The sequence below is a fragment of the Beduinella massiliensis genome (genome assembly GCF_900199405.1).
In the GTDB taxonomy this organism is placed as follows: domain Bacteria; phylum Bacillota; class Clostridia; order Christensenellales; family Aristaeellaceae; genus Beduinella; species Beduinella massiliensis.
Genome location: NZ_LT963430.1, coordinates 2,259,769 through 2,279,150, shown reverse-complemented (window position 1 = coordinate 2,279,150; position 19,382 = coordinate 2,259,769). Strand labels below are relative to the sequence as shown.

Here is a 19,382-nt window from a genome sequence, read left to right as displayed (position 1 = left end):
TGTGGGGCGAAAGCCACGCCATGCCCCAGATGAAGGGCCGTTCGTTTGGGGGTTCCCCTCCAAACGACGGCTTTTTCAACATGAAGAAAGAAAACGGATCAAGAATAGGGAGGCCTCTCATGCATAAGGTATTTGAAACAGAGCTGGCCAGGCGCAAGCTGTCGCTTGATTTCGGCAAGTACGCCGGCCTGGCGAACGGTTCTGTGCTGGTGCGCTACGGGGATACGGTCGTGCTCGTTGCGGCGACGGCTTCGGCCAAGCCGCGCGAGGGCATGGATTTTTTCCCGCTGAGCGTGGATTTTGAAGAAAAGCAGTACGCGGTGGGCAAGATCCCCGGCGGCTTCATCAAGCGTGAAGGGCGCCCGACGGAAAAGGCGATTCTGACCAGCCGCCTGATCGACCGCCCGATCCGTCCGCTCTTCAACAAGGGTATGCGCAACGACGTACAGGTGGTCGCGACCGTGCTGTCCGTCGACCCGGATGTGCCGCCGGAAATTCCGGCGATGATCGGTTCGTCTGCGGCGTTGTCGGTCTCCGACATCCCCTTTGGCGGGCCGACCGGCTCCGTCATGGTGGGGCGCGTGAACGGCGAACTGGTTCTTTCCCCGACGGAGGCGCAGCGGGCGGAGTCCGACCTGCACCTGGTCGTGGCCGGCACGAAGGACGCCGTCATGATGGTCGAGGCGGGCGCAAAGGAAGTCAGCGAAGAGGTCATGCTTTCCGCGATCCTGTTTGCGCACGAGCACATCAAGCAGCTCGTCGCCTTCCAGGAGCAGATCGTCGCGGAGATCGGAAAGCCGAAGGCGGAATTCCCGATCGTCACCACCGGCGAGGATGTGAAGGCCGCTGTGCGCGAGTATGCGTATGAAAAGTGCGAGTGGATCTTCGAGTGCTTTGACCGGCACGAGCGCCAGGATCGCGAGGATGCGGTCAAGGCCGAGGTGCAGGCGCACTTTGCGGAACAGTTTGAGGGCCGCGCCGGTGAAATCGACGATGCGCTTTACTATCTGAATAAAGAGATCATGCGCAAGAAGATCCTCGAGCAGGGTGTCCGTCCGGACGGCCGCAACCTGCACGAGGTACGCCCGATCTGGTGCGAGACGAGCGTGCTGCCGCGCCCGCACGGCTCTGCCGTGTTCACCCGCGGCGAAACGCAGGTCATGACCGTAGCGACGCTGGGCGCCATGGGCGACGCGCAAACGCTGGATGGCCTCAGCAACGAGGATACCAAGCGCTACATGCACCATTACAATTTCCCGCCGTATTCGACGGGCGAGGCTGGCCGCCTGCGCGGCCCAGGCCGCCGCGAGATCGGTCACGGCGCGCTGGCCGAGCGCGCGCTGGAGCCGGTGATTCCCTCTGAGGAGGATTTCCCGTATGCGCTCCGCCTCGTGAGCGAGGTGCTCTCTTCCAATGGATCGACCTCTCAGGCCTCTGTGTGCGGCTCTACGCTTGCGTTGATGGACGCTGGCGTACCGATCAAGGCGCCGGTCGCCGGTGCTGCCATGGGTCTCATTAAGGATGCGGAGACGGGTAAGGTGGCGGTTCTGACCGACATTCAGGGCCTGGAGGACTTCCTGGGCGACATGGATTTCAAGGTCGCGGGCACGATGAACGGCATCACCGCGATTCAGATGGACATCAAGATCAAGGGCATTGACGAGCCGATCCTCCGTCAGGCGCTCTCGCAGGCGCTGGAAGCCAGACTGCACATCCTGGGCAAGATGCTGGAAGTGCTGCCGCAGCCGCGCGAGAATCTGTCTCAGTACGCGCCTAAGATCATCCGCTTTACGATTAACCCTGAAAAGATCCGCGAGGTCATCGGGCCGGGTGGAAAGATGATCAACAAGATCATCGCGGAAACCGGCGTCAAGATCGACATCGAGGACGACGGACGCGTGTTCATTTCCACGCCGGATGAGGAGGCCGCTGCCAAGGCACGCCGTATCATCGAGGGCATTGCCAAGGACGTCGAAGTCGGCGACGTGTACACCGGCAAGGTTGTACGCATCATGAACTTCGGCGTGTTCGTTGAGCTGCTGCCCGGCAAGGACGGCATGGTGCATATCTCCAAGCTGGCCAATGGGCGTGTGGAGAAGTGCGAGGACGTCGTAAAGGTCGGAGATGAGCTCGAAGTCAAGGTCGCAGAGATCGATTCTCAGGGCCGCATCAACCTCGTCCGCAACGATATCGTGTATGAGCACAACGAGCCTGTGCGCCGTGGACCGGTTGGTGACCGCCGCCCGCCGCGCCGCGAACATTCGGGCGGGTTCAAGGACTAAAACAATCCGGGGTGCGGCGATGCCGCATCCTTTTTTTCGTATGCTTGCGCCGAACCGGGAAATGCTAAAGAAGGTATCATTCGGCTACATGCCGCAGCGCGCATGCGGCATTGCCGGGCGTAGATCTCCCGACAGGGGGCTTCCGTGTCTGGGAGATGAAAGGAGTTTAGGACATGTACGACGAGTTTACACTGCCCAATGGGCTACGCGTGATCGCTGAAAGAATTCCGCATTTTCGCTCGGTAAGTGTCGGCCTTTGGGTGGGTACGGGCTCGATGCAGGAGACGCCGGAGGAAAATGGGCTTTCGCACTTTATCGAGCACATGCTCTTTAAGGGGACGGAGCGCCGCAGCGCCATGCAGATTGCCGAGGAGATGGACGCGATCGGCGGGCAGATGAACGCTTTTACGTCCAAAGAATGCACGTGTTATTACGCGAAGGTTATCGACGAGCACTTCGAGAAGGCGCTCGACCTGCTCAGCGACATGCTGCTGCATGCTGCGTTTCATCCGGAGGATTTAGAGAAAGAACGGGGCGTGATTCTAGAGGAGATCGCGATGACAGAGGACACGCCGGAGGATCTCGTGTACGAGCTCCTGAGCTCGGCGTACTTTGCGGATCATGCGCTCGCCAGGCCGATTCTCGGCCCGGAGAGCGTCATACGGAGTGTCACCCGTGATCAGCTGCTTTCCTTTCATCGCCGGCATTACAGGCCCGACAACACCGTTCTCGCCGTCGCGGGCGGCTATGACCTGGAGCAGCTAAAGGAGATGGCTGCGCGTTTCCTCGGGGACTGGAGCGAGCCTGTCCATGCGCCGCAGAGGGATGCGTTCGGCGGCTGTGCAGCGCGCGCGGAGACGAAAAACAAGGACATCGAACAGGTACATCTCTGCTTCGGATATCAGGGGATTCCGCTCGGGACGGACGAGGCATATCCCTTATCCGTCTTCAACAACATCCTGGGCGGCGGCATGTCCTCGCGCCTCTTCCAGAAAATCCGCGAGGAGATGGGTGCCGCGTATTCCGTCTATACCTACCCGACTTCTTATCCGGGGTGCGGCGTTTACGCGATCTATGCGGGTACTTCTATCGAGCAGGCGCAGGCGGTGATAGACGAAATTCATAATCAGGTCAGGCGCTTCTTAGACGAGGGCTTTACTGACAAGGAATTTGTACAGGCGCGCGACCAGCTCAAAGGCGGCTATATCCTCGGGCTCGAAAGCACGTCGAGCCGCATGTCGTCGATCGGGCGCAGCAAGCTGCTGCTTGGATACGCCAATGAGATCGACACCGTGGTTGGGAAGATCGAAAGCGTGACCCGCGAAGAGGTCATGGAGATCGCTCGCAAGGTGTTGGAAGGGCCCTATGCGGCCGCGGCCGTCGGCCGCAAGGTCGATACCTTACAGCTTAAATAACTGTGTCCTGCCAGGATGCGGCGGACGATCAGCGTGCAGGTCCATGGTACTATGGCGAAAGCCCTGAGTCAGAACCGTCGTATCTAACCGTCAGCGAGCGCCCTGATTTCCAGAAAGGAGTTCAGGGGCGCTCGCTATCTTATATTAGGGACGCAATCCGGGGAATTTACAGGCACGAGACAGCATATCTCCAAACGTGGCTCGCCTTATCTTCGGCGGACTCTTTGGCTTGCCGCCAACCGAGCGGCATTCTGTGATTCAATCCCGTCCGATTGCTACCAATCGTTAAAATCCAGAGGGAAACATCACCTGACTGCCGTTGGCGCAATTGCAAGAAAAATGTGCAACATCATCTTCACGATTCTCAGAGAGAACAGGCCGTGTGAAGCCGCGCCGCCGAAGAAGCAGGGGTTGAAGGGGGATGCTTAGTTGACAGCCTCGATTATCGAATGGATAAATATATCATATCCTCAACACATCATCGAAAATGTAATTGAGGATGGGTACTATGCCATTGTTTATGTGCTGGTAGATAAAAAAACCGGGTTCAAACAAGCATTAAAAGTTATGCGTAAAGAGTATGTTCTGCTTGGATTTTCTATTTTGCAAGAGTTCAACTTGCTTCATACCCTCTCACAAATGATTGATTTTGTGCCAAAGGCATACACATATCACCCTGAGATCAAAGCTTTTTCAATGGAATTTATCGATTCACCATCGTTATCTATAACTGATAGCCCTACAACATTAGCAATGGCTTTGCATAGCCTTCACTCTATAAATGCTGATGTTTTTGACTTCGTAGAACATATATCGGTAAATTATTATTTTGATAGGCTAAACAAGATTAAGACTTTATCCGACTATCATACGCCCCGTTTAAATGAGCTGAAAACTCGTATTCAAGACAATCGCGCCATAATAGCAGCGGATGTTCAGGCGTTAGATTCTATAAACATCCCTCCTTTTTCAATACTTCATCTTGATGTGAATGAAGATAATGTTTTGTTATCTAAAGGAAAAGTCGTACTTCTTGACTTTGGACAAGCATTGATTGGTAACCCGGTTTTTGAATTGGGTTTTATTAGCGTGCTTAGTGGATGGAATCCTTCTTTTTCTTCACAGATTATCAAATCATACTCCGCAATTTCAAAGAGAGATTTCCCTAAAAGCTCAATACAATTGGCTTCTCGTATTGCTACTTGGCGTTTGGCAATATCCACGCTCTTAGACTGCGCTCATCTGTCAGAGAATTGGGTTGATGATTTTGGAATCGACTTTATATTGTCTTGTGTGAAAAAATTATGCCCTTAATCGAAATTTTTCTATGAATCTTTATAGCTGGTCTTTCTTAAGATGAAAAAAATCAGCATGACAATCACTCCGCCGGAAAGAAAAAATGCGCGTTTCCAATCCAATCAGGAACACGCGCATTCTGCGATTTTTTATGAACTTACATGCGGCGAAGAAGCGAAGTGACCTTGCCCAGCACCGACATTTCCTCGACGATGATCGGTTCCATCGTGTCGTTCTCCGGCTGAAGACGAAAATGGCCATTTTCCTTATAATAGCGCTTGACCGTCGCTTCGTCCTCGATGAGCGCGACGACGATATCACCGTTATTGGCATGGGGCTGCTTGCGAACGACCAGATAATCGCCATCCAGAATGCCTGCGTTGATCATGCTTTCTCCGCGGACGCGGAGCACAAAGTGCTCACCATCGCCCAGAAAATCAGCGGGCAAGGTAAACTGATCCTCGACATTTTCCTGCGCAAGAATGGGAATGCCTGCCGTGACGCGGCCGACCACGGGAATCTGTACCATTTCCTGGCGGTTAAAGGAGGGATCTCCCAAAACCTCCATCGCGCGAGGTTTCATGGCATCGCGGTGAATGAGCCCTTTTTTTTGCAGACGCTGCAAATGACCGTGCACGGTCGAGGTGGACTTTAGGCCGACTGCATCGCAGATTTCCCGAACGGACGGGGGATAGCCCTTTTCCTGTATTTCGCTTTTAATAAATGCCAGAATTTTTGCCTGATTATCGCCGCGCGGTTTCTTCATGAGACGTTACCACCTTGTGTACATAGTAGCTGAAATTAGTATATCATATACGGAAGGGAAAAAGCAAGGCGTCATCAAACGTTTGTTCGCGATCTTGCGTACAAAAGGGAAAAACCTGAAAAATCAGGCGCGCGTTTGCAGGATGGATTCACAAACCTTCTGTATGTCCGGCAGAAAGGCGAGCAAGGAATCGAAGCGGCGTTTAAAATCGTCGTCGTCTCGCAAGCCGAGATCGGCCATGAAACGCCTAAAGGCTGGCAGCCGCGCGGAAGCCTTTTCCGCGTCATCCATGTGCAAAATGATCTGACACCGCGCAAACGTGGCCCCCATCCAGAAGACCGCGTCCTGCGGGTAGCCTGAAGCGAGCAGTTCCTCGATACCGCCGATGGAAATGTTTCGAGCCTGTGGGGTGATGTCTGCGCGAAAGCGATACGCTTTGGATGGACCGAAGGATGCGCTGGCGAGGTCATATGTAGCGATGAGTTCTCGCAGATGCATAGGCAGACAAGCCGCGTCAAAAGCGTCGCCGATCAACGGAGCGAGCAAGCGCGTGCAGAATTCCTCCAAACGATATTGCGAAAGGACGCGCCGTGCCTGTGAATACCGCTTTTTCACCGTGCAGTTTTTCAGTCCGGCTGAAATAATGGGAAAGGTTGAAATCCCCGTGGGGAAAAGCCAACTGTTGACGCGCTCCGGGTAGGGCGCGGAAGGGTCAAAGGCTGCGGCACTTTTTCGGATGGAGGCGATGAAGCCATCGCAGCGTCGCCTGATCCAATACGGAGATGCGAATTGCTCCGCGACGGCCCTGTGCAGAGGCGCAAGCCACCCCTCGGGGTCGGAGAGGATGCCGTTCGCCTGCAGCGCATAGGCGAGGTAATGCGTCGTCAAAATGTGCTCAAGCGAATCGAAAGCCGCACGATCGATACAGGTTACCTCCAACAGGGCCCCCTGATACGTAAACTTGCCGAGGGATTGGGAGGGTTTGCGCAGCACGACGACCACGTCGACGTCCGAGGTGATGGACCATGCGGCGTCATCCGGCGTTTCCAGAACGGACCCCGACAGATAGGCTCCACAAAACCCGGGCATGTCAGCGCCTTCCCGATTCACCCATTCACGTGCCGCCCAGACCGCGTCGCCCCTATTCATGCGAATCTCCCCTCACGATGCTGCTGTGGTGCGCGTCAGATTTTTCATCCAGTTGTACCTGTTAACCTTGACGACTGCGACAAAGCACTTTAAAATCTGGTCGCACTTGAGGCAGGCAAAGACGACCCAGGGCGCTGCACCTAGGTAAGAAGCGATGATCGCGCTGGGCAGTACGACGAGAAAGACGAAAATCGTGTCGTTTTTAAATACGAAGCTGATGTCTCCGCCGGACTTGACGAGCCCGAAGAGGCAGGGCATTTGATAGCAGGTGCCGATGAGGGTGACGGAAAGCACCCGGATGAACAGCGTGGACTGCACGGCAGCCTCCGCACTGATGCCGCCGTAGAGCGACACGAAGGGCCCTGCGATCAATACGGTCAGCGCGCCGATGACGAAGCCGAGCGTGAGGAAGATGACCTGTGTCGTGCGCGCATATTCCTTCATCAGCTCGGTCTTGCCCGCGCCGATGGTCTTTCCGGTGATGATGCCCATCGCTGTCGCGAGGCCGTTGATCGCTACGTAAGCGAGCGTGTTCATGGTATTGGCGACGCTTGCAGCGGTAATTACGCTTGCGCCGTAGTGGCCCAGAATGATGCTGTTGGCCATCATGTTGACGCTCCAGACGATTTCACCGAGCACCAGAGGCGTTCCGTATCGAATGAAGTCGCGGGTCAGCTCCGAATCACCGTTTAGGGTGTCCGTCAGCGAGAAGCTGAGCTTTTTATCGACCCTCAAAACATAGAAGAGAGCGACGCAGGTTTCGACGATGCGACAGATCAGCGTGGCGATAGCCGCGCCCCGAACGCCCAGGGCCGGGAATCCGAACTTACCGAAGATGAGCACGTAATTGAGGCAGACGTTCACGACGAGCGAGATGGCAGATACGTACATCCCGACATTGGCCGTCTCAACGCAACGCATGGAGGCGAGCAGTACCTGCGTGATACAGAAGAAGACGAACGAGAAACAAACGCAGCGCAGATAGACGGCTCCCTCTGCAATGACGAGCGGGTCGCTGGTGAAGACGCGGATGATCTGCGTAGGGAAGAGCGCGCACACGGCCGTCAAAATTGCGCCGACGAGCGCGGCAAAGCGCAGGCCGATCCCGACGATGCGGCGAATGTGCAGCGTGTCGTGTTTTCCCCAATATTGCGCGCCGATAATGATGACGGCACCGCCGATGCCGGATGTGAACATCTGCAGTAGCACTTGAATCTGCGACCCCATGTATACGCCGGATACCGCGCCGTCGCCAAGCGTATTGACCATCAGGTTGTCGGCAAAAGAGACCAGAAAGGTGATTAGATTTTGTAAAGCTACCGGAATGGCGAGCCTTAATAGGTCGTGATAGTAATTCGTATCCCTTGTCAGCAGCCTGTTCATGGCTCCCATCCTCTTTTCGCGCATTGATTGACGAAGAATCGTACCATGGGCATTCTAGCATGCGAAAGAAGGGGCGTCAAGCTAAGAAACGGTTATCTTTCGGGGTACTGTGATTTAATGAAGATACCCGGAGAATTTGCATTTTTGTAGGTTTGTCAAACAACTTGGAGAGTGAAAGCAAGAAGGAACTCTCTAGGCGAAACCCAAAGGAGAGGGCGCATCGGTCTGTTGTTGGTGCGAACTTGGTGGGCAGCTAGCTGCCCACCAAAGTCATCGAGCGAGAAGAAGTTTGAAACAAACACAAGGATAACGGCCATAACAAAGGGGACAGCAAACAGGCTGTCAAAAGGCAGCCAGACAGAGAAAGCGAAGGAGCGCTAAGCGTGAGCGAAAACGGGCGGTTCGTCTGTAATGACATAGCCCCTCAATCGCAAAAGCTCCAACGCTTGAGACTTGGTAAGAACCTTTGCTTTATCCACAGGAGAGGGAGAAAGGAAGCCATCGGGAGAGTAAGGCTCCAGCTTGGTCAATATATTCCAGATAGCGGTCAGGAGCATACGGCACACGGCAATGATGGCTTTTTTGTGCCCACGACGGGCTTTGATTCTGCGGTAACGTTCCCCAAATTCCGGGTGTTCTTTAGAGCGAATGACGGCGTTGGCGACCTGAACCAGTAATGGTTTAATGTAGGAGCCGGCGCGGGAAATGCGTGTAGACCTGACCTTACCACCGGATTGGTCGTTGCGGGGGCAGCAACCAGCCCACGAGCTGAGATGCTTGGCCGAAGGGAACACGGACATATCCGCGCCGATTTCCGCAATGATTGAGATTGCGGTCATCGGGTTAGCGGAGAAGCCCGGAACGGAGTGAAGCAAATCAAGCGCGTGGGAATAGCGTTCGGTCAAGGAAAGAATCACGCTTTCAATCTTCGCACGGTGCTTTTCAAGCTCGTCCATGTGGTCAAGGGATTCGCGGAGCTTGACAGCCTGCTCATGAGAGATTGCGCCGTCAACTGCGGCCTGAATCTCGTCAAGAGAATGCTTGCACCTTTTGTCAACGAAGGGGGCAACGTCAAAGGGCTCACCCGGATGCTCAAGGATGTATTCGGTAATCGACCTTGCCGATTTGCCGAATACATCCGAGAACACATCATCCAGCTTCAGATTGGAGACGGTCAGACAGTTCTGTGCTCGGTTTTTCTCGCCGGTCAGGATGTTGGTGAGCTTTCCGCGGTAGCGCAGAAGATCGCGAAGCTGGCGAATATCAGGAGGAGGGATAAAACTGGGCTTGATCATGCCGCACATGAACAGGTTGCAAATCCACTTGGCGTCCTTACGGTCGGTCTTGTTGCCCTTCTGCGGCTTTGTATACTTGGGATGGGCGAGGGTAACAAGTCTGCCGTTCTCAAGGCTGTTGAACACGGGAATCCAGTACTTTCCTGCCGATTCCATACAGACCTCAACGCAGGAATGTTGGTCAAGCCAAGCTGCCAAATCCTGAAGGGCTCTGGAGAAAGCGGAGAAACGGGCTTCCTTGTATTCGGTTCTTCCATTGGCGTCAGTGGTTCCGATACAGGCGTAAATCCAAGTTTTGTGGACGTCCAGACCACAGCAGTTATTCCAATGAATCTTGAACAAAAGCAAACCTCCCAAGATGAATTGGAAAGGGCCGCATTGACTGGTCGTCCTGCAAAATCGAGTCGATTCGGAAGAGATAAGTTTACGGGCTACTTGCTTGCGCCATTCGTTGATGCCTTCACGGACGACCGACACCATATAAGAATGCGGGGTGGCCGCTATACCGCCCCGCCACTCATCTCCACGGGTTGTGTAGTTTACCGCCCTTCCCATGAACAGTATAGCGAACTATAACTTACGGCGAAAGCACCGAGTTTCATAACCTCGTTGGTGCCTTTCGTAGAAAGGCGGATTATAAGAATGGGAATTGTAGAATAGCTTTTAGTCTTCTCTGTGACTGCGTTCAACCTTACCGTTGTGGCGAGGTGTGTATGGTTTTATGAGCTTATGCCGGATTCCCAGATCAGCAGCCGTTTTCTCAAACAGAGTTACCTGATTGCGTTTGCTGTTGGAAAAGCGGTTGGTGAATTCAAAGCCGTTGTCGGTCTGGACACACTCTACCCGGATACTCCGGCGGGCATACCACTTGAACAGCCTTTTGAGAAAGTCAGCGGAAGAATAGGTGGACTGCTCAGGGTAAGCGGCCAGGAAGCGCAGTCGGGTAAACTCATCCATGGCAGTGTACTGAAACAGGCGCAGCTCCGGGTCCGCGATACAGCGGCGGGGCACCACCTTCACATCCACCTGAACGCGCTGTCCAGGATAGGTCATCTGCTCATAAGGCTTGGGCCTGTAAGCCGGCTTCTTCTCTGCTTGTGGGAATAACCCCAGTTTTCGCATCACGCGGAAGAGGCTCTCCGGGCGGCGGGTATACCCCCGCCGACGTAAGCGGTGCCACAGTTCCACCATACCTAGTTTGGGATCTCTGCGGCGCATATCCCGGATTAGCTTCAGCTCCGCTTCGGTATGCTGGTTGGGATGACTGTGGGGACGCCGGGACTGGCAGGCCAAGGAGGCCATGCTCCCATCCCAGCGAGCTTTCCAGAAGTAGATATACGACCGGCTCTTGTTGTATTTCCGGCTGGCCCGGCTCACGCCGTATTTCTCCGCATACTTCATCAGGGATTGCCGATATGCCATGTCCTGTGTTATACTCTTGCTCATGAAGGATGTGGCCCCCTCTCGTATAGTTGTTGTCCGCAACTCCAACTATAACCGATGAGGCCATATCCTTCATCCTTTTTTTCTTCTTCTGTCCAAATATGATATGCTCCCTATAAGAGAGACAATAAAAAACAAAACAAGGGAGCAATTATGGGAAAGAGAATAGAAATGGATTTAGAAGAAAAAGTGTTTCTGGTAGAGGAATACATAGCAGGTCGAATAAGAGGCAGAGAAGCAGCCCGTCGGGCCGGAGTAGGGTCCTCAACGATGCAAAGCTGGATCAGCCGTTACCGGGCGGAAGGAATCGAGGGACTTCGTCAGGATGGAAATCGGGATAAGAGAAGGTACGACAAAGAGACCAGGCGAAAAGTGGTTGAGGAATATCTATCCGGCAAGGGCAGCACCTTGTCTATCGCAGAAAAGTATAAACTTCGCTCAGGAAATCTGGTATTAGATTGGGTTAAGGAGTATCATCGTCATAACGGAAAAGAAACAGGAGGAGACGTTATGGCGAAAAGAAGATACACATTAGAAGAACGGGTACAGGTCGTGAAAGAGCATTTGGAGAATGAAAAAAGCTTTTCGGAGATTGCAAATATATATGATTTAAGTACCCAGCTGGTCCGTAGTTGAGTGAAAAAATACCAGGGAATGGGTCTGGCAGGACTGGAGGACCGGCGGGGGCAGCGTATGGCAGAGCAGACGCCCCGGACGCAGGAGGAAGAACTGCGAATCTGGAATGCCGGATTAGAGCGGGAAAACTATCTGCTGAAAATGGAGTTGGATTTGTTAAAAAAAGTGAAGGAACTGGAAAGGGGGGATCGTTGAGACAATTCCGGCAGGAACGGCAGTATGAAGCAATCAGCAGATGTGTAAAAGAGCAGGGATATCCTGTGGATGCCGCATGTCTGGCGCTGCATGTATCCAGAGCGGGCTATTATCAGTGGTGTTCCGGCAGAATCAGCGCCCGTGCCGCCGAAAACAGGCGCATTGTGGATATGGTAAAAGAAATTCATGCACAAAGCCCGGACAAAGGTTACCGCCGTATCAGGGACGACCTGGAACGTTACTACGCAACCCCGGTAAATGACAAACGAGCCTTGCGCATCTGCCGCAGTCTGGATATCAAATCCACAATCAAATACGCCGGTCATGGCTGTACGAAACGCGCTTCAGACCCGCAGCACATCGCGGACAATCTGCTATGCCGCCGGTTCCATGCGGACAGGCCAAATGAAAAGTGGCTGACGGATGTGACCGAACTGAGATATTACGTTGGCCCTGTGCTGCACAAGGTTTACCTCAGTGCCATATTGGATCTCTGTGACAGAAGGATTGTGGCCTTTGTCATTGGGGACACTAACGACTGCGGATTGGTGTATGATACTTTTGACCAGGTAATTGCAGAGAACCCTGGGGCACATCCCCTCTTTCACAGTGACAGAGGAATCCAATACACGACGCAGGTGTTCCACAATAAACTGGTGGATGCCGGCATGGTTCAGAGCATGTCGCGTATTGGCAAGTGTATTGATAATGGCCCCATGGAAGGCTTTTGGGGAATTCTCAAGCGTGAGCGTTACTACGGCAGGCATTTTACCAGCCGGGAAGAGTTGACCCGGATGATAGAGGAAGTACATCGCCTATTACAATTTTAGGCGTCTCCAGCGCGCCTTGGGCGTTCTCACGCCCTTGGAAAAGCACGAACTGTATAGAGCGGCATAATCGGTCCTACAAGAACCGTTTGGTTGCTTCTGGACAAAAATGGATTTTGCGTGGCAGCGTAAATAAACCGTAAATTATTTCAGTGTCTACTTGACGGGGAGCAGTTCAATAATGTATTGTACTCCTATACAAAGATATCCAGAGAATTTGCATTTTGTTGTTGACACATATCGCAGATTTTGCTATAATAAATCTCGCTGATTGAGCAGCAGTCATGGAGAGTTGGCTGAGTGGTCTAAGGCGCACGACTGGAAATCGTGTGTGGGCTTATACCCCACCTAGGGTTCAAATCCCTAACTCTCCGCCATACCTTGTGGTTTTGATTGGCCACAGGGCATAGGGGCATGGTGTAATGGTAACACGTGGGTCTCCAAAACCTTTGTTGAGGGTTCGAGTCCTTCTGCCCCTGCCACGAAGGGGCACCGATATTGATGCAATGTCGGTGTCTTTTTTGCATTTTATTGAGTTTGTATTGCGAATTTCGTTTCAATACTCCGGAAAACACCGCTATTTTAGGCGAATTATGTAGGAATGAACGTCCAATCCACGAGGCCAGGATACTGGCCACTGCGAAAGAATAGTTATGAAGGGTGGTTTTTCGCTCACGGGAGCGGTTTTCAGCAGAATTTGAGCCTCCCTTGGGCTGAAAAAGAAAGAGGTGAACAGGTTCGGCAGCTCGTCGACGAATACATTCAATTCTACAACTACGAGCGCATTGACATGAAAAACGGCCTTACTCCCTTCGAAATTCGGAATAAGGCCGCCTAATGTCGCGTAATTCTACGTCCGGGTTTGTTTTTTTGTCTATTTCCGTTATAGCAGTCCAATTACGGCTTTAAGACCCTTACGAACGACGTGCGGTTTTGCGCCATGATGGACAACCTATATAGCAAGGAATGCAGCTGCGGCATCCAGCTTGACGATCCGAGCATCAGCGTAGATTGGGGCGAGGTGGTGGAAATGCGTCTATTCGTGAAGGACACGACATCGCCGCTATCAGATGAATGCGATTGCAGGATGCCTTCCGCAAGTACAGTATTAAGTGCTATCATCAGGTAGCCACCGACAAGAACCACGACGACTTGCCGCTGGATCGCCCGGATCTGTTCTTTAACGAAAAAAGGCCTATTTATACCTCTAGCCCGTACTCGAAATCTAAGGCAGGGGCGGACTGCTGGTATATCACAGAATCTACTGTCTGCCGGTGAGAATCCTCCCGTTGCTCTCAAAACTATGGCCGGTATCATTTTCTAGAGAAGCTGCTCCCGCTAATAATCTTCAACTGCTTGAACGACCCGACAAAGTGTAATGAGCATGGGCGGCCAGCTGGGCAACGATATTGTAAATAAGTTGGTCGCACGCGGAAATGAGGCCATGTACAGCGCGATATCGCCCTGGTGCAAAGCGGGGAGCAGCGGTATGACTGTGGGGCACGCAGCACCATATGTACATAACCGGACATCACCGATAGCGCAGCTTGTGCGCATGTGCTGCACGACGAAGAACAGAATGCGATAGCGATGATTCATTGAGTGGCTTGAACCGTGGTGAATGCGGCCGAAGAAGAGAATCATCCGAAGATCCGCGCGATTACCGTAGGTGGCATCGAGAACATCGTTAACACCGTCAAGGGGAGCCATGCATCAGCTGCAAAATGTATGCATTTCTACAGACTATGCTTGGTGTATCTATCTTGAATATAGGAGGGGGATCGCTGCAGAAATTAGACAAGTCTGCATCCTATTAATTTTACAGGCAAAAAAGACCTTCCGTTGTAGAATAAGAGAAAGCTACAACGGAAGATTTTATTGTGGCAAAATATACGAAGATTTAAATATTAGCAGAAAAAGTACTTGCAAGAAAGAAATCAGGGGCAACTTACCGCAAAATTGCAGAGCGTTACCGTTTAAGCAAGGAACAAAATGATAATTGCATGAACTGCTGAAGGAGGAACGAATTGCCGCAGGCTATACACCTCGGTCTAAAGATCGTCCACGCAAAGACCGTCCACACAAAACGGCCTCACTCCTTCCGAAATCAGGAGCAAGGCCGCGTAAAGTCATGTAATTCCAAGACAAGATTTTATTTTCTTGTCCGTTCCATCTGGGTAAGTTCAACCGCTCTAAATACGGTCCCGTAATTCTTCTTAATAACTGAGCAGAGAGGGCAGCACCATCATTACAACCAGACCAACCGCCACGACGCCCGCCAAGATGCGGACAGCCATTTTTTTACGCTCAGCGGCTTTCGTTTGTTTTGTCATATCCATCCTCCATTCCGGTTCGCTTTTGTTATTATAGCACGTTTCGGATAAGCGGTAAAGAAATTTTGGAGCGCATTCAAATGTAAAAATCATGAAAAATCTACGAAAAACGCGCTTTCTATGCTATAATTGTAGCATTACAACGGATGAGGTGTTCATATGGATAACCCCAACGCAGACCGATTTGCCGCAAGCGATTATTACGTGAACCGAGAACTCAGCTGGCTTGAATTCAATCAGCGCGTGCTCATGGAGGCGGCAAACCCCGATAACCCTGTCTTTGAACGGATGAAATTTCTGTCGATCGTCTCTTCCAATCTGGATGAGTTTTTCATGATTCGCGTGGCCTCTCTGCGCGACCAGTGCAATGCGGGCTACAAAAAGCCCGATGCCGCAGGGTTTACGCCCAAGCGCCAGATCGCTCTGATCACACAGCGAACACAGCAGATGGTTGCCCAGCAGTATCAGATCCTGCGCCAGGGCGTGATGCCTGATTTGCTTCGCAGCGGCATCCGTTTTCTCAAGCATGAACAGCTTTCGCCGGAGCAGCTTGAGTGGATTCAGGGTTATTTTGAACACGAAATCTATCCCGTGCTGACCCCTATGGCCGTGGATAGCTCGCGTCCCTTCCCGCTGATTCTGAACAAGAGCCTGAATCTGGGCGTTTTGCTCGCCTCGCGCGATAAGGAGCGCGCGGATCCAGACTTTGCGACCGTGCAGGTACCATCCGCGCTGCCGCGTATCGTCGAGCTCCCTTGCCTGCGAGGGGAGGCGGAGCGCACGTTTATCCTGATGGAGGAGATTATCGAACATTCGATTAGCCGCCTTTTTGACGGCAGGCGTGTGCTGTGCTGCCACCCCTACCGCATTACGCGCAACGGCGACCTGAGCTTCGACGAGGAGGATGCGGCAGATCTGCTCTTTGCGATTCAGAAATCGCTCAAGAAGCGCAAGTGGGGGGCGGTCATTCGTCTGGAGATCGCACACGATGCGGACAATGCCTTGGTTCGGTTCCTTCGTCACGCGCTGGAGGCCAGCCATGACGAGGTGTACCGTATCGACGGTCCGCTCAATCTCGACTTCCTGATGAAGCAGGTATATGGGCTGCCTGGTTTTGATCATCTCAAATATAAGCCCTTTAAGGCGCATATCGCGCAGGAGCTGCTGCCGGAGGAAGGCACCCTTTTTGACACGATTCGGGCGCACGATGTATTTTTGCACCATCCTTACGACAGCTTTGATCCGGTGGTCCAATTCGTGCAGGCTGCAGCCCGCGACCCGCAGGTCATGGCGATCAAGCAGACGCTGTATCGCGTCAGCGGCAACTCTCCCGTCGTGCGGGCGCTGGCGGACGCAGCGGAAGCGGGCAAGCAGGTGACGGCGCTGCTGGAGATCAAGGCACGCTTTGACGAGGAAAATAATATACAATGGGGAAAACAGCTCGAGCGCGCCGGATGCCACGTCGTATACGGCTTAAAGGGACTCAAGACGCACTCGAAGATTACGCTCGTCGTCCGAAAAGAGGCAGAGGGAATCTGTCGCTATGTGCACCTGGGTACGGGGAATTACAACGACGTGACTGCGCGGCTGTACACGGACATGGCAGTCATGACGGCGGACGAAGAAATCGGAGAGGACGCTTCGGCATTTTTTAACATGCTCACGGGCTACAGTGAAACTCCGCAGATGCACGATCTTGTCTATGCACCACGCCTGCTGCGTGAAAGGCTGACGGAGCTCATCGACCGTGAAGCTGAGCATGCCAAGGCAGGGCGGCCTGCGAGCATAACGGCCAAGATGAATTCTCTGCTCGATCCGGAAATCATCCGTTCACTCTATGCCGCGAGCTGTGCGGGAGTCAAAATTCGCCTGCTGGTGCGGGGAATTTGTTGCCTGCGGCCGGGAATCAAGGGAGCGAGTGAAAACATAGAGGTTTCTTCCATCGTCGGACGTTTCCTCGAACACAGCCGCATCTTTCGCTTTGAAAACGACGGAAATGTCGAGGTGTATCTTTCCAGCGCAGATTGGATGACGAGAAACCTTGACCGGCGCGTAGAATTGATGTTTCCCGTAAAGGACCGCGCGATCGCTGCGCAGGTGGAGGATATCCTCTTCTCGTCTCTCAGCGACAACGCAAAGGCGTGGCACATGCATTCCGACGGCAGCTACGACCGTGCACCGCTGGCTCCGGGAGAAGAAAAGCGTAATATTCAGGAGATTTTGATACGCCGCGCGGAGCGAACCTGGCAGGAAGAGCCTTGACAGCTTACGGATACCCGCATATAATAAGACGGAAAAGCGATGAACGAAAAAGTAAGACCGTTTGAATTGAAAGAGAGAATGCGTCACCGGCTGAAAGCGCATTTCGAGGAAAGCGGTTTGAAGTGCATTCGGGAGCTGCGCACCGAAAAAGGCATGTAGTGCGTTTGTAGGCTGCGACATGGCGCCGTGTTAAGGCGATTGAGTGGGGCTTCATGCCCAATGAGAGTGGAACCACGGTCCGCCGTCTCTTTAGTAGGAGACGGCGGATTTTTTGTCGGCAGACAAGCCCGCAAGGAAAGGGGAGATCGGTTATGTTTCGCGATATTCAGGCAGATATCGCCGCGGTAATGGAGCGTGATCCCGCTGCGAAGAGCAAGTGGGAAGCTCTGCTCTGCTATCCGTCCGTGCGCGCAATGTTCTGGCATAGAATTGCACATAGGCTTTATCTCAGAAATCATACGACATGGGCGAGAATTATCTCTCAGCATGCCCGGCACAAGACGGGCATCGAGATTCATCCCGGAGCCAAGATCGGCAAGGGATTTTTTATCGACCATGGAGACGGCGTCGTCATCGGCGAGACGACGGTCATAGGAAACGGAGTGACGCTCTATCAGGGGGTGACCTTAGGCGGGACGGGAAAGGACGTAGGCAAACGTCACCCGACGATTGGGGATAACGTGACGGTTGGGGCGGGCGCAAAAGTGCTCGGTCCATTTACGGTGGGAAGCGGCAGCAAGATCGGCGCGGGGGCAATCGTCCTCAAAGAGGTGCCGCCTAACTGCACAGTCGTCGGCAATCCGGGACGTGTCGTCCGCAAGGAAGGGGTGCAGACGCAAGGGGCGGATCTGGATCATGTCCACCTGCCCGATCCGGTGAAAGAACACATTCAACGTCTGACCGCGCGAATAGACCAACTGCAGATCTGTATGAGGACACAGTGCGTGCATGCGGAGGATGAGCGCTGCCAGATTCGCGTGGATGACGCAGAGGAGAAAAATGACTTATAGAAAGGCCTGAGTACGCAACAAGCAGGACGAAAATGTGCGATACGAACTTAAGACAGCCAGAGGCTTCCTTTTCGAGCATGAAAGGGGAGCTTTTTTTATGAATCCGATGGGAAACGCGAAACAATAAAACAGACCGAGAGTTTGCTGGGATGTATACAGACCAAAGTCTGAATGAGCGATTTTCGACATCCTGAAACCGTGGGTCTGCTTTTTTCGCGCGCTCTTTCAACAAACCGCGAACCGTTTGCAGCCTATAATGGGGACATGCGAAATGAGGTGTGACTCATGCGCATTGCGCTGGAAGGTTTTATTTTGCTGAATCTGCTCATGAATGGTTTTACGCTTTTGATGAGCGCACGCATCGCTTCTTGCAAGCGTATCCGACCCGGAAGAATCCTCTGCGGCGCATGGATGGGTACGGCGTACGCGCTGTTGGCGTATACGTGGCCGCCTGCCAAGACGGTTCTTTTTTTCCCCGTTAGCCTTTTAATGGCGGCCAGCATTGCACCGCAGATGCGCTTGCGCGTGCTCTTGCGGTGCGCGGGCACCTTGATTGGCTGCACGTTTTTGCTGGGCGGAACAGGGTATGCGCTCACACAGGCATTAAAAAGTCGAGGCCTCGCGCTTGCTTTGGGTACACCCATCGCAGTATATTGCGTCCTTCGTCTGGTGCGCACGCGTACCGAACGATCTGGATCGATGACAATACGGCTGCGCTGCGGATATCGGGGGAACAGCGCGGAGATCGACGGCTTCGTGGACAGCGGCAACCGCCTGATCGATGCCGTCACCGGGCTTCCGGTGATCGTCGTAAGCGCGGCGGACGTGCGCGGGATGCTGCCCGAATCTGCGGATCCTACGGATATTTCGACCCTGCCGCCCGGGTTCAGGCTGTTGGCCATGGCAGGCGTCTGCGGTACGGAGATGGCGATGTGCTTTCATCCCAGGGTTTGGGTCAGACAAAGGGATGCATGGTGCGAGGTGCAGGCCGTCATGGCCGTAGCGCCGCGTCCTCTGCCGGAGGGCGCGCTCGTACCGTTCTCCCTTGTATAAAACGTTTCGTGAAAACGAAAGAGAGGTAGATGGAAAG

16 protein-coding genes, 2 tRNA genes, 2 pseudogenes and 1 other annotated feature are annotated in these 19,382 nt (G+C 53.4%); of the genes and pseudogenes, 15 read left to right on the top strand and 5 right to left on the bottom strand.

Going from position 1 to position 19,382, the window contains the following annotated elements; all coding sequences use genetic code 11:
• The first annotated feature begins 119 nt into the window (after positions 1 to 119).
• The 4 genes from C1725_RS11105 (at position 120) to C1725_RS11090 (ending at position 5,011) form a co-directional block, all read left to right on the top strand.
• Entirely contained in the window at positions 120 to 2,282 is a 2,163-nt protein-coding gene (locus C1725_RS11105) for a polyribonucleotide nucleotidyltransferase (protein ID WP_102411667.1), read from the top strand.
• 173 nt (positions 2,283 to 2,455) lie between these two features.
• Positions 2,456 to 3,697, top strand: coding sequence for an insulinase family protein (locus tag C1725_RS11100; RefSeq protein WP_102411666.1), 1,242 nt, complete (start codon positions 2,456 to 2,458; stop codon positions 3,695 to 3,697).
• Between the two features lie 102 nt (positions 3,698 to 3,799).
• Positions 3,800 to 4,126, top strand: a complete 327-nt coding sequence (locus C1725_RS11095; protein WP_102413322.1) for a transposase — start codon at positions 3,800 to 3,802, stop codon at positions 4,124 to 4,126.
• Positions 4,127 to 5,011: a phosphotransferase gene (locus C1725_RS11090; RefSeq protein ID WP_102411665.1), complete on the top strand. Its 885-nt coding sequence runs from the start codon at positions 4,127 to 4,129 to the stop codon at positions 5,009 to 5,011. It abuts the gene before it with no gap.
• Positions 5,012 to 5,150: 139 nt separating this feature from the next.
• Here the strand turns inward: C1725_RS11090 and lexA are convergent, their stop codons facing one another.
• From lexA to C1725_RS11065, 5 genes are all read right to left on the bottom strand, one after another.
• Positions 5,151 to 5,759, bottom strand: coding sequence for a transcriptional repressor LexA (lexA, locus tag C1725_RS11085; protein ID WP_102411664.1), 609 nt, complete (start codon positions 5,757 to 5,759; stop codon positions 5,151 to 5,153).
• Positions 5,760 to 5,882: 123 nt separating this feature from the next.
• The gene (locus C1725_RS11080) at positions 5,883 to 6,908 is read right to left on the bottom strand and encodes a hypothetical protein (RefSeq protein ID WP_146009232.1); all 1,026 of its coding nucleotides are present in this window, start codon (positions 6,906 to 6,908) and stop codon (positions 5,883 to 5,885) included.
• 12 nt (positions 6,909 to 6,920) lie between these two features.
• The gene (locus tag C1725_RS11075; protein WP_346026593.1) at positions 6,921 to 8,291 is read right to left on the bottom strand and encodes an MATE family efflux transporter; all 1,371 of its coding nucleotides are present in this window, start codon (positions 8,289 to 8,291) and stop codon (positions 6,921 to 6,923) included.
• Between the two features lie 377 nt (positions 8,292 to 8,668).
• Entirely contained in the window at positions 8,669 to 9,928 is a 1,260-nt protein-coding gene (locus tag C1725_RS11070; RefSeq protein WP_102411661.1) for an IS110 family RNA-guided transposase, read from the bottom strand.
• Positions 9,929 to 10,249: 321 nt separating this feature from the next.
• Entirely contained in the window at positions 10,250 to 11,032 is a 783-nt protein-coding gene (locus C1725_RS11065) for a DDE-type integrase/transposase/recombinase (RefSeq protein WP_346026592.1), read from the bottom strand.
• Between the two features lie 150 nt (positions 11,033 to 11,182).
• On the opposite strand from C1725_RS11065, the gene C1725_RS11060 reads away from it, so the two are divergent.
• The 11 genes and pseudogenes from C1725_RS11060 to C1725_RS11015 all read left to right on the top strand — a co-directional run bounded on the left by C1725_RS11060 (position 11,183) and on the right by C1725_RS11015 (position 19,345).
• Positions 11,183 to 11,665: a helix-turn-helix domain-containing protein gene (locus C1725_RS11060; RefSeq protein ID WP_102411660.1), complete on the top strand. Its 483-nt coding sequence runs from the start codon at positions 11,183 to 11,185 to the stop codon at positions 11,663 to 11,665.
• A 57-nt stretch (positions 11,666 to 11,722) separates the two neighbouring features.
• Positions 11,723 to 11,860, top strand: a complete 138-nt coding sequence (locus C1725_RS19385) for a hypothetical protein (protein ID WP_346026591.1) — start codon at positions 11,723 to 11,725, stop codon at positions 11,858 to 11,860.
• Complete coding sequence (locus tag C1725_RS11055) at positions 11,857 to 12,690, top strand: IS3 family transposase (RefSeq protein ID WP_102411659.1); 834 nt, start codon at positions 11,857 to 11,859, stop codon at positions 12,688 to 12,690. The genes C1725_RS19385 and C1725_RS11055 overlap by 4 nt, the downstream gene beginning before the upstream one ends.
• Before the next feature lie 283 nt (positions 12,691 to 12,973).
• A tRNA-Ser gene (locus tag C1725_RS11050) sits at positions 12,974 to 13,064 on the top strand.
• Between the two features lie 31 nt (positions 13,065 to 13,095).
• Positions 13,096 to 13,169 (top strand) — tRNA-Trp (locus tag C1725_RS11045).
• Between the two features lie 119 nt (positions 13,170 to 13,288).
• Positions 13,289 to 13,525, top strand: a complete 237-nt coding sequence (locus tag C1725_RS19645; RefSeq protein ID WP_102411658.1) for an IS3 family transposase — start codon at positions 13,289 to 13,291, stop codon at positions 13,523 to 13,525.
• A gap of 75 nt (positions 13,526 to 13,600) precedes the next feature.
• Positions 13,601 to 13,816: pseudogene (locus C1725_RS19640) on the top strand (hypothetical protein); the annotation flags it as partial.
• Positions 13,768 to 14,052, top strand: a pseudogene (locus C1725_RS11030) (GDP-mannose 4,6-dehydratase); the annotation flags it as partial. The pseudogenes C1725_RS19640 and C1725_RS11030, both read left to right, overlap by 49 nt.
• A 1,127-nt stretch (positions 14,053 to 15,179) precedes the next feature.
• The gene (locus tag C1725_RS11025) at positions 15,180 to 17,282 is read left to right on the top strand and encodes an RNA degradosome polyphosphate kinase (protein ID WP_102411656.1); all 2,103 of its coding nucleotides are present in this window, start codon (positions 15,180 to 15,182) and stop codon (positions 17,280 to 17,282) included.
• Positions 17,283 to 17,312: 30 nt separating this feature from the next.
• Positions 17,313 to 17,534: a binding site (T-box leader), on the top strand.
• Between the two features lie 59 nt (positions 17,535 to 17,593).
• Positions 17,594 to 18,292 (top strand): serine O-acetyltransferase EpsC, encoded by a 699-nt coding sequence (gene epsC, locus C1725_RS11020; RefSeq protein WP_102411655.1) that lies wholly within the window; start codon positions 17,594 to 17,596, stop codon positions 18,290 to 18,292.
• A 285-nt stretch (positions 18,293 to 18,577) separates the two neighbouring features.
• On the top strand, positions 18,578 to 19,345 hold the full coding sequence (locus C1725_RS11015; protein WP_102411654.1) for a sigma-E processing peptidase SpoIIGA: 768 nt from the start codon (positions 18,578 to 18,580) through the stop codon (positions 19,343 to 19,345).
• The last annotated feature ends 37 nt before the right edge of the window (positions 19,346 to 19,382 follow it).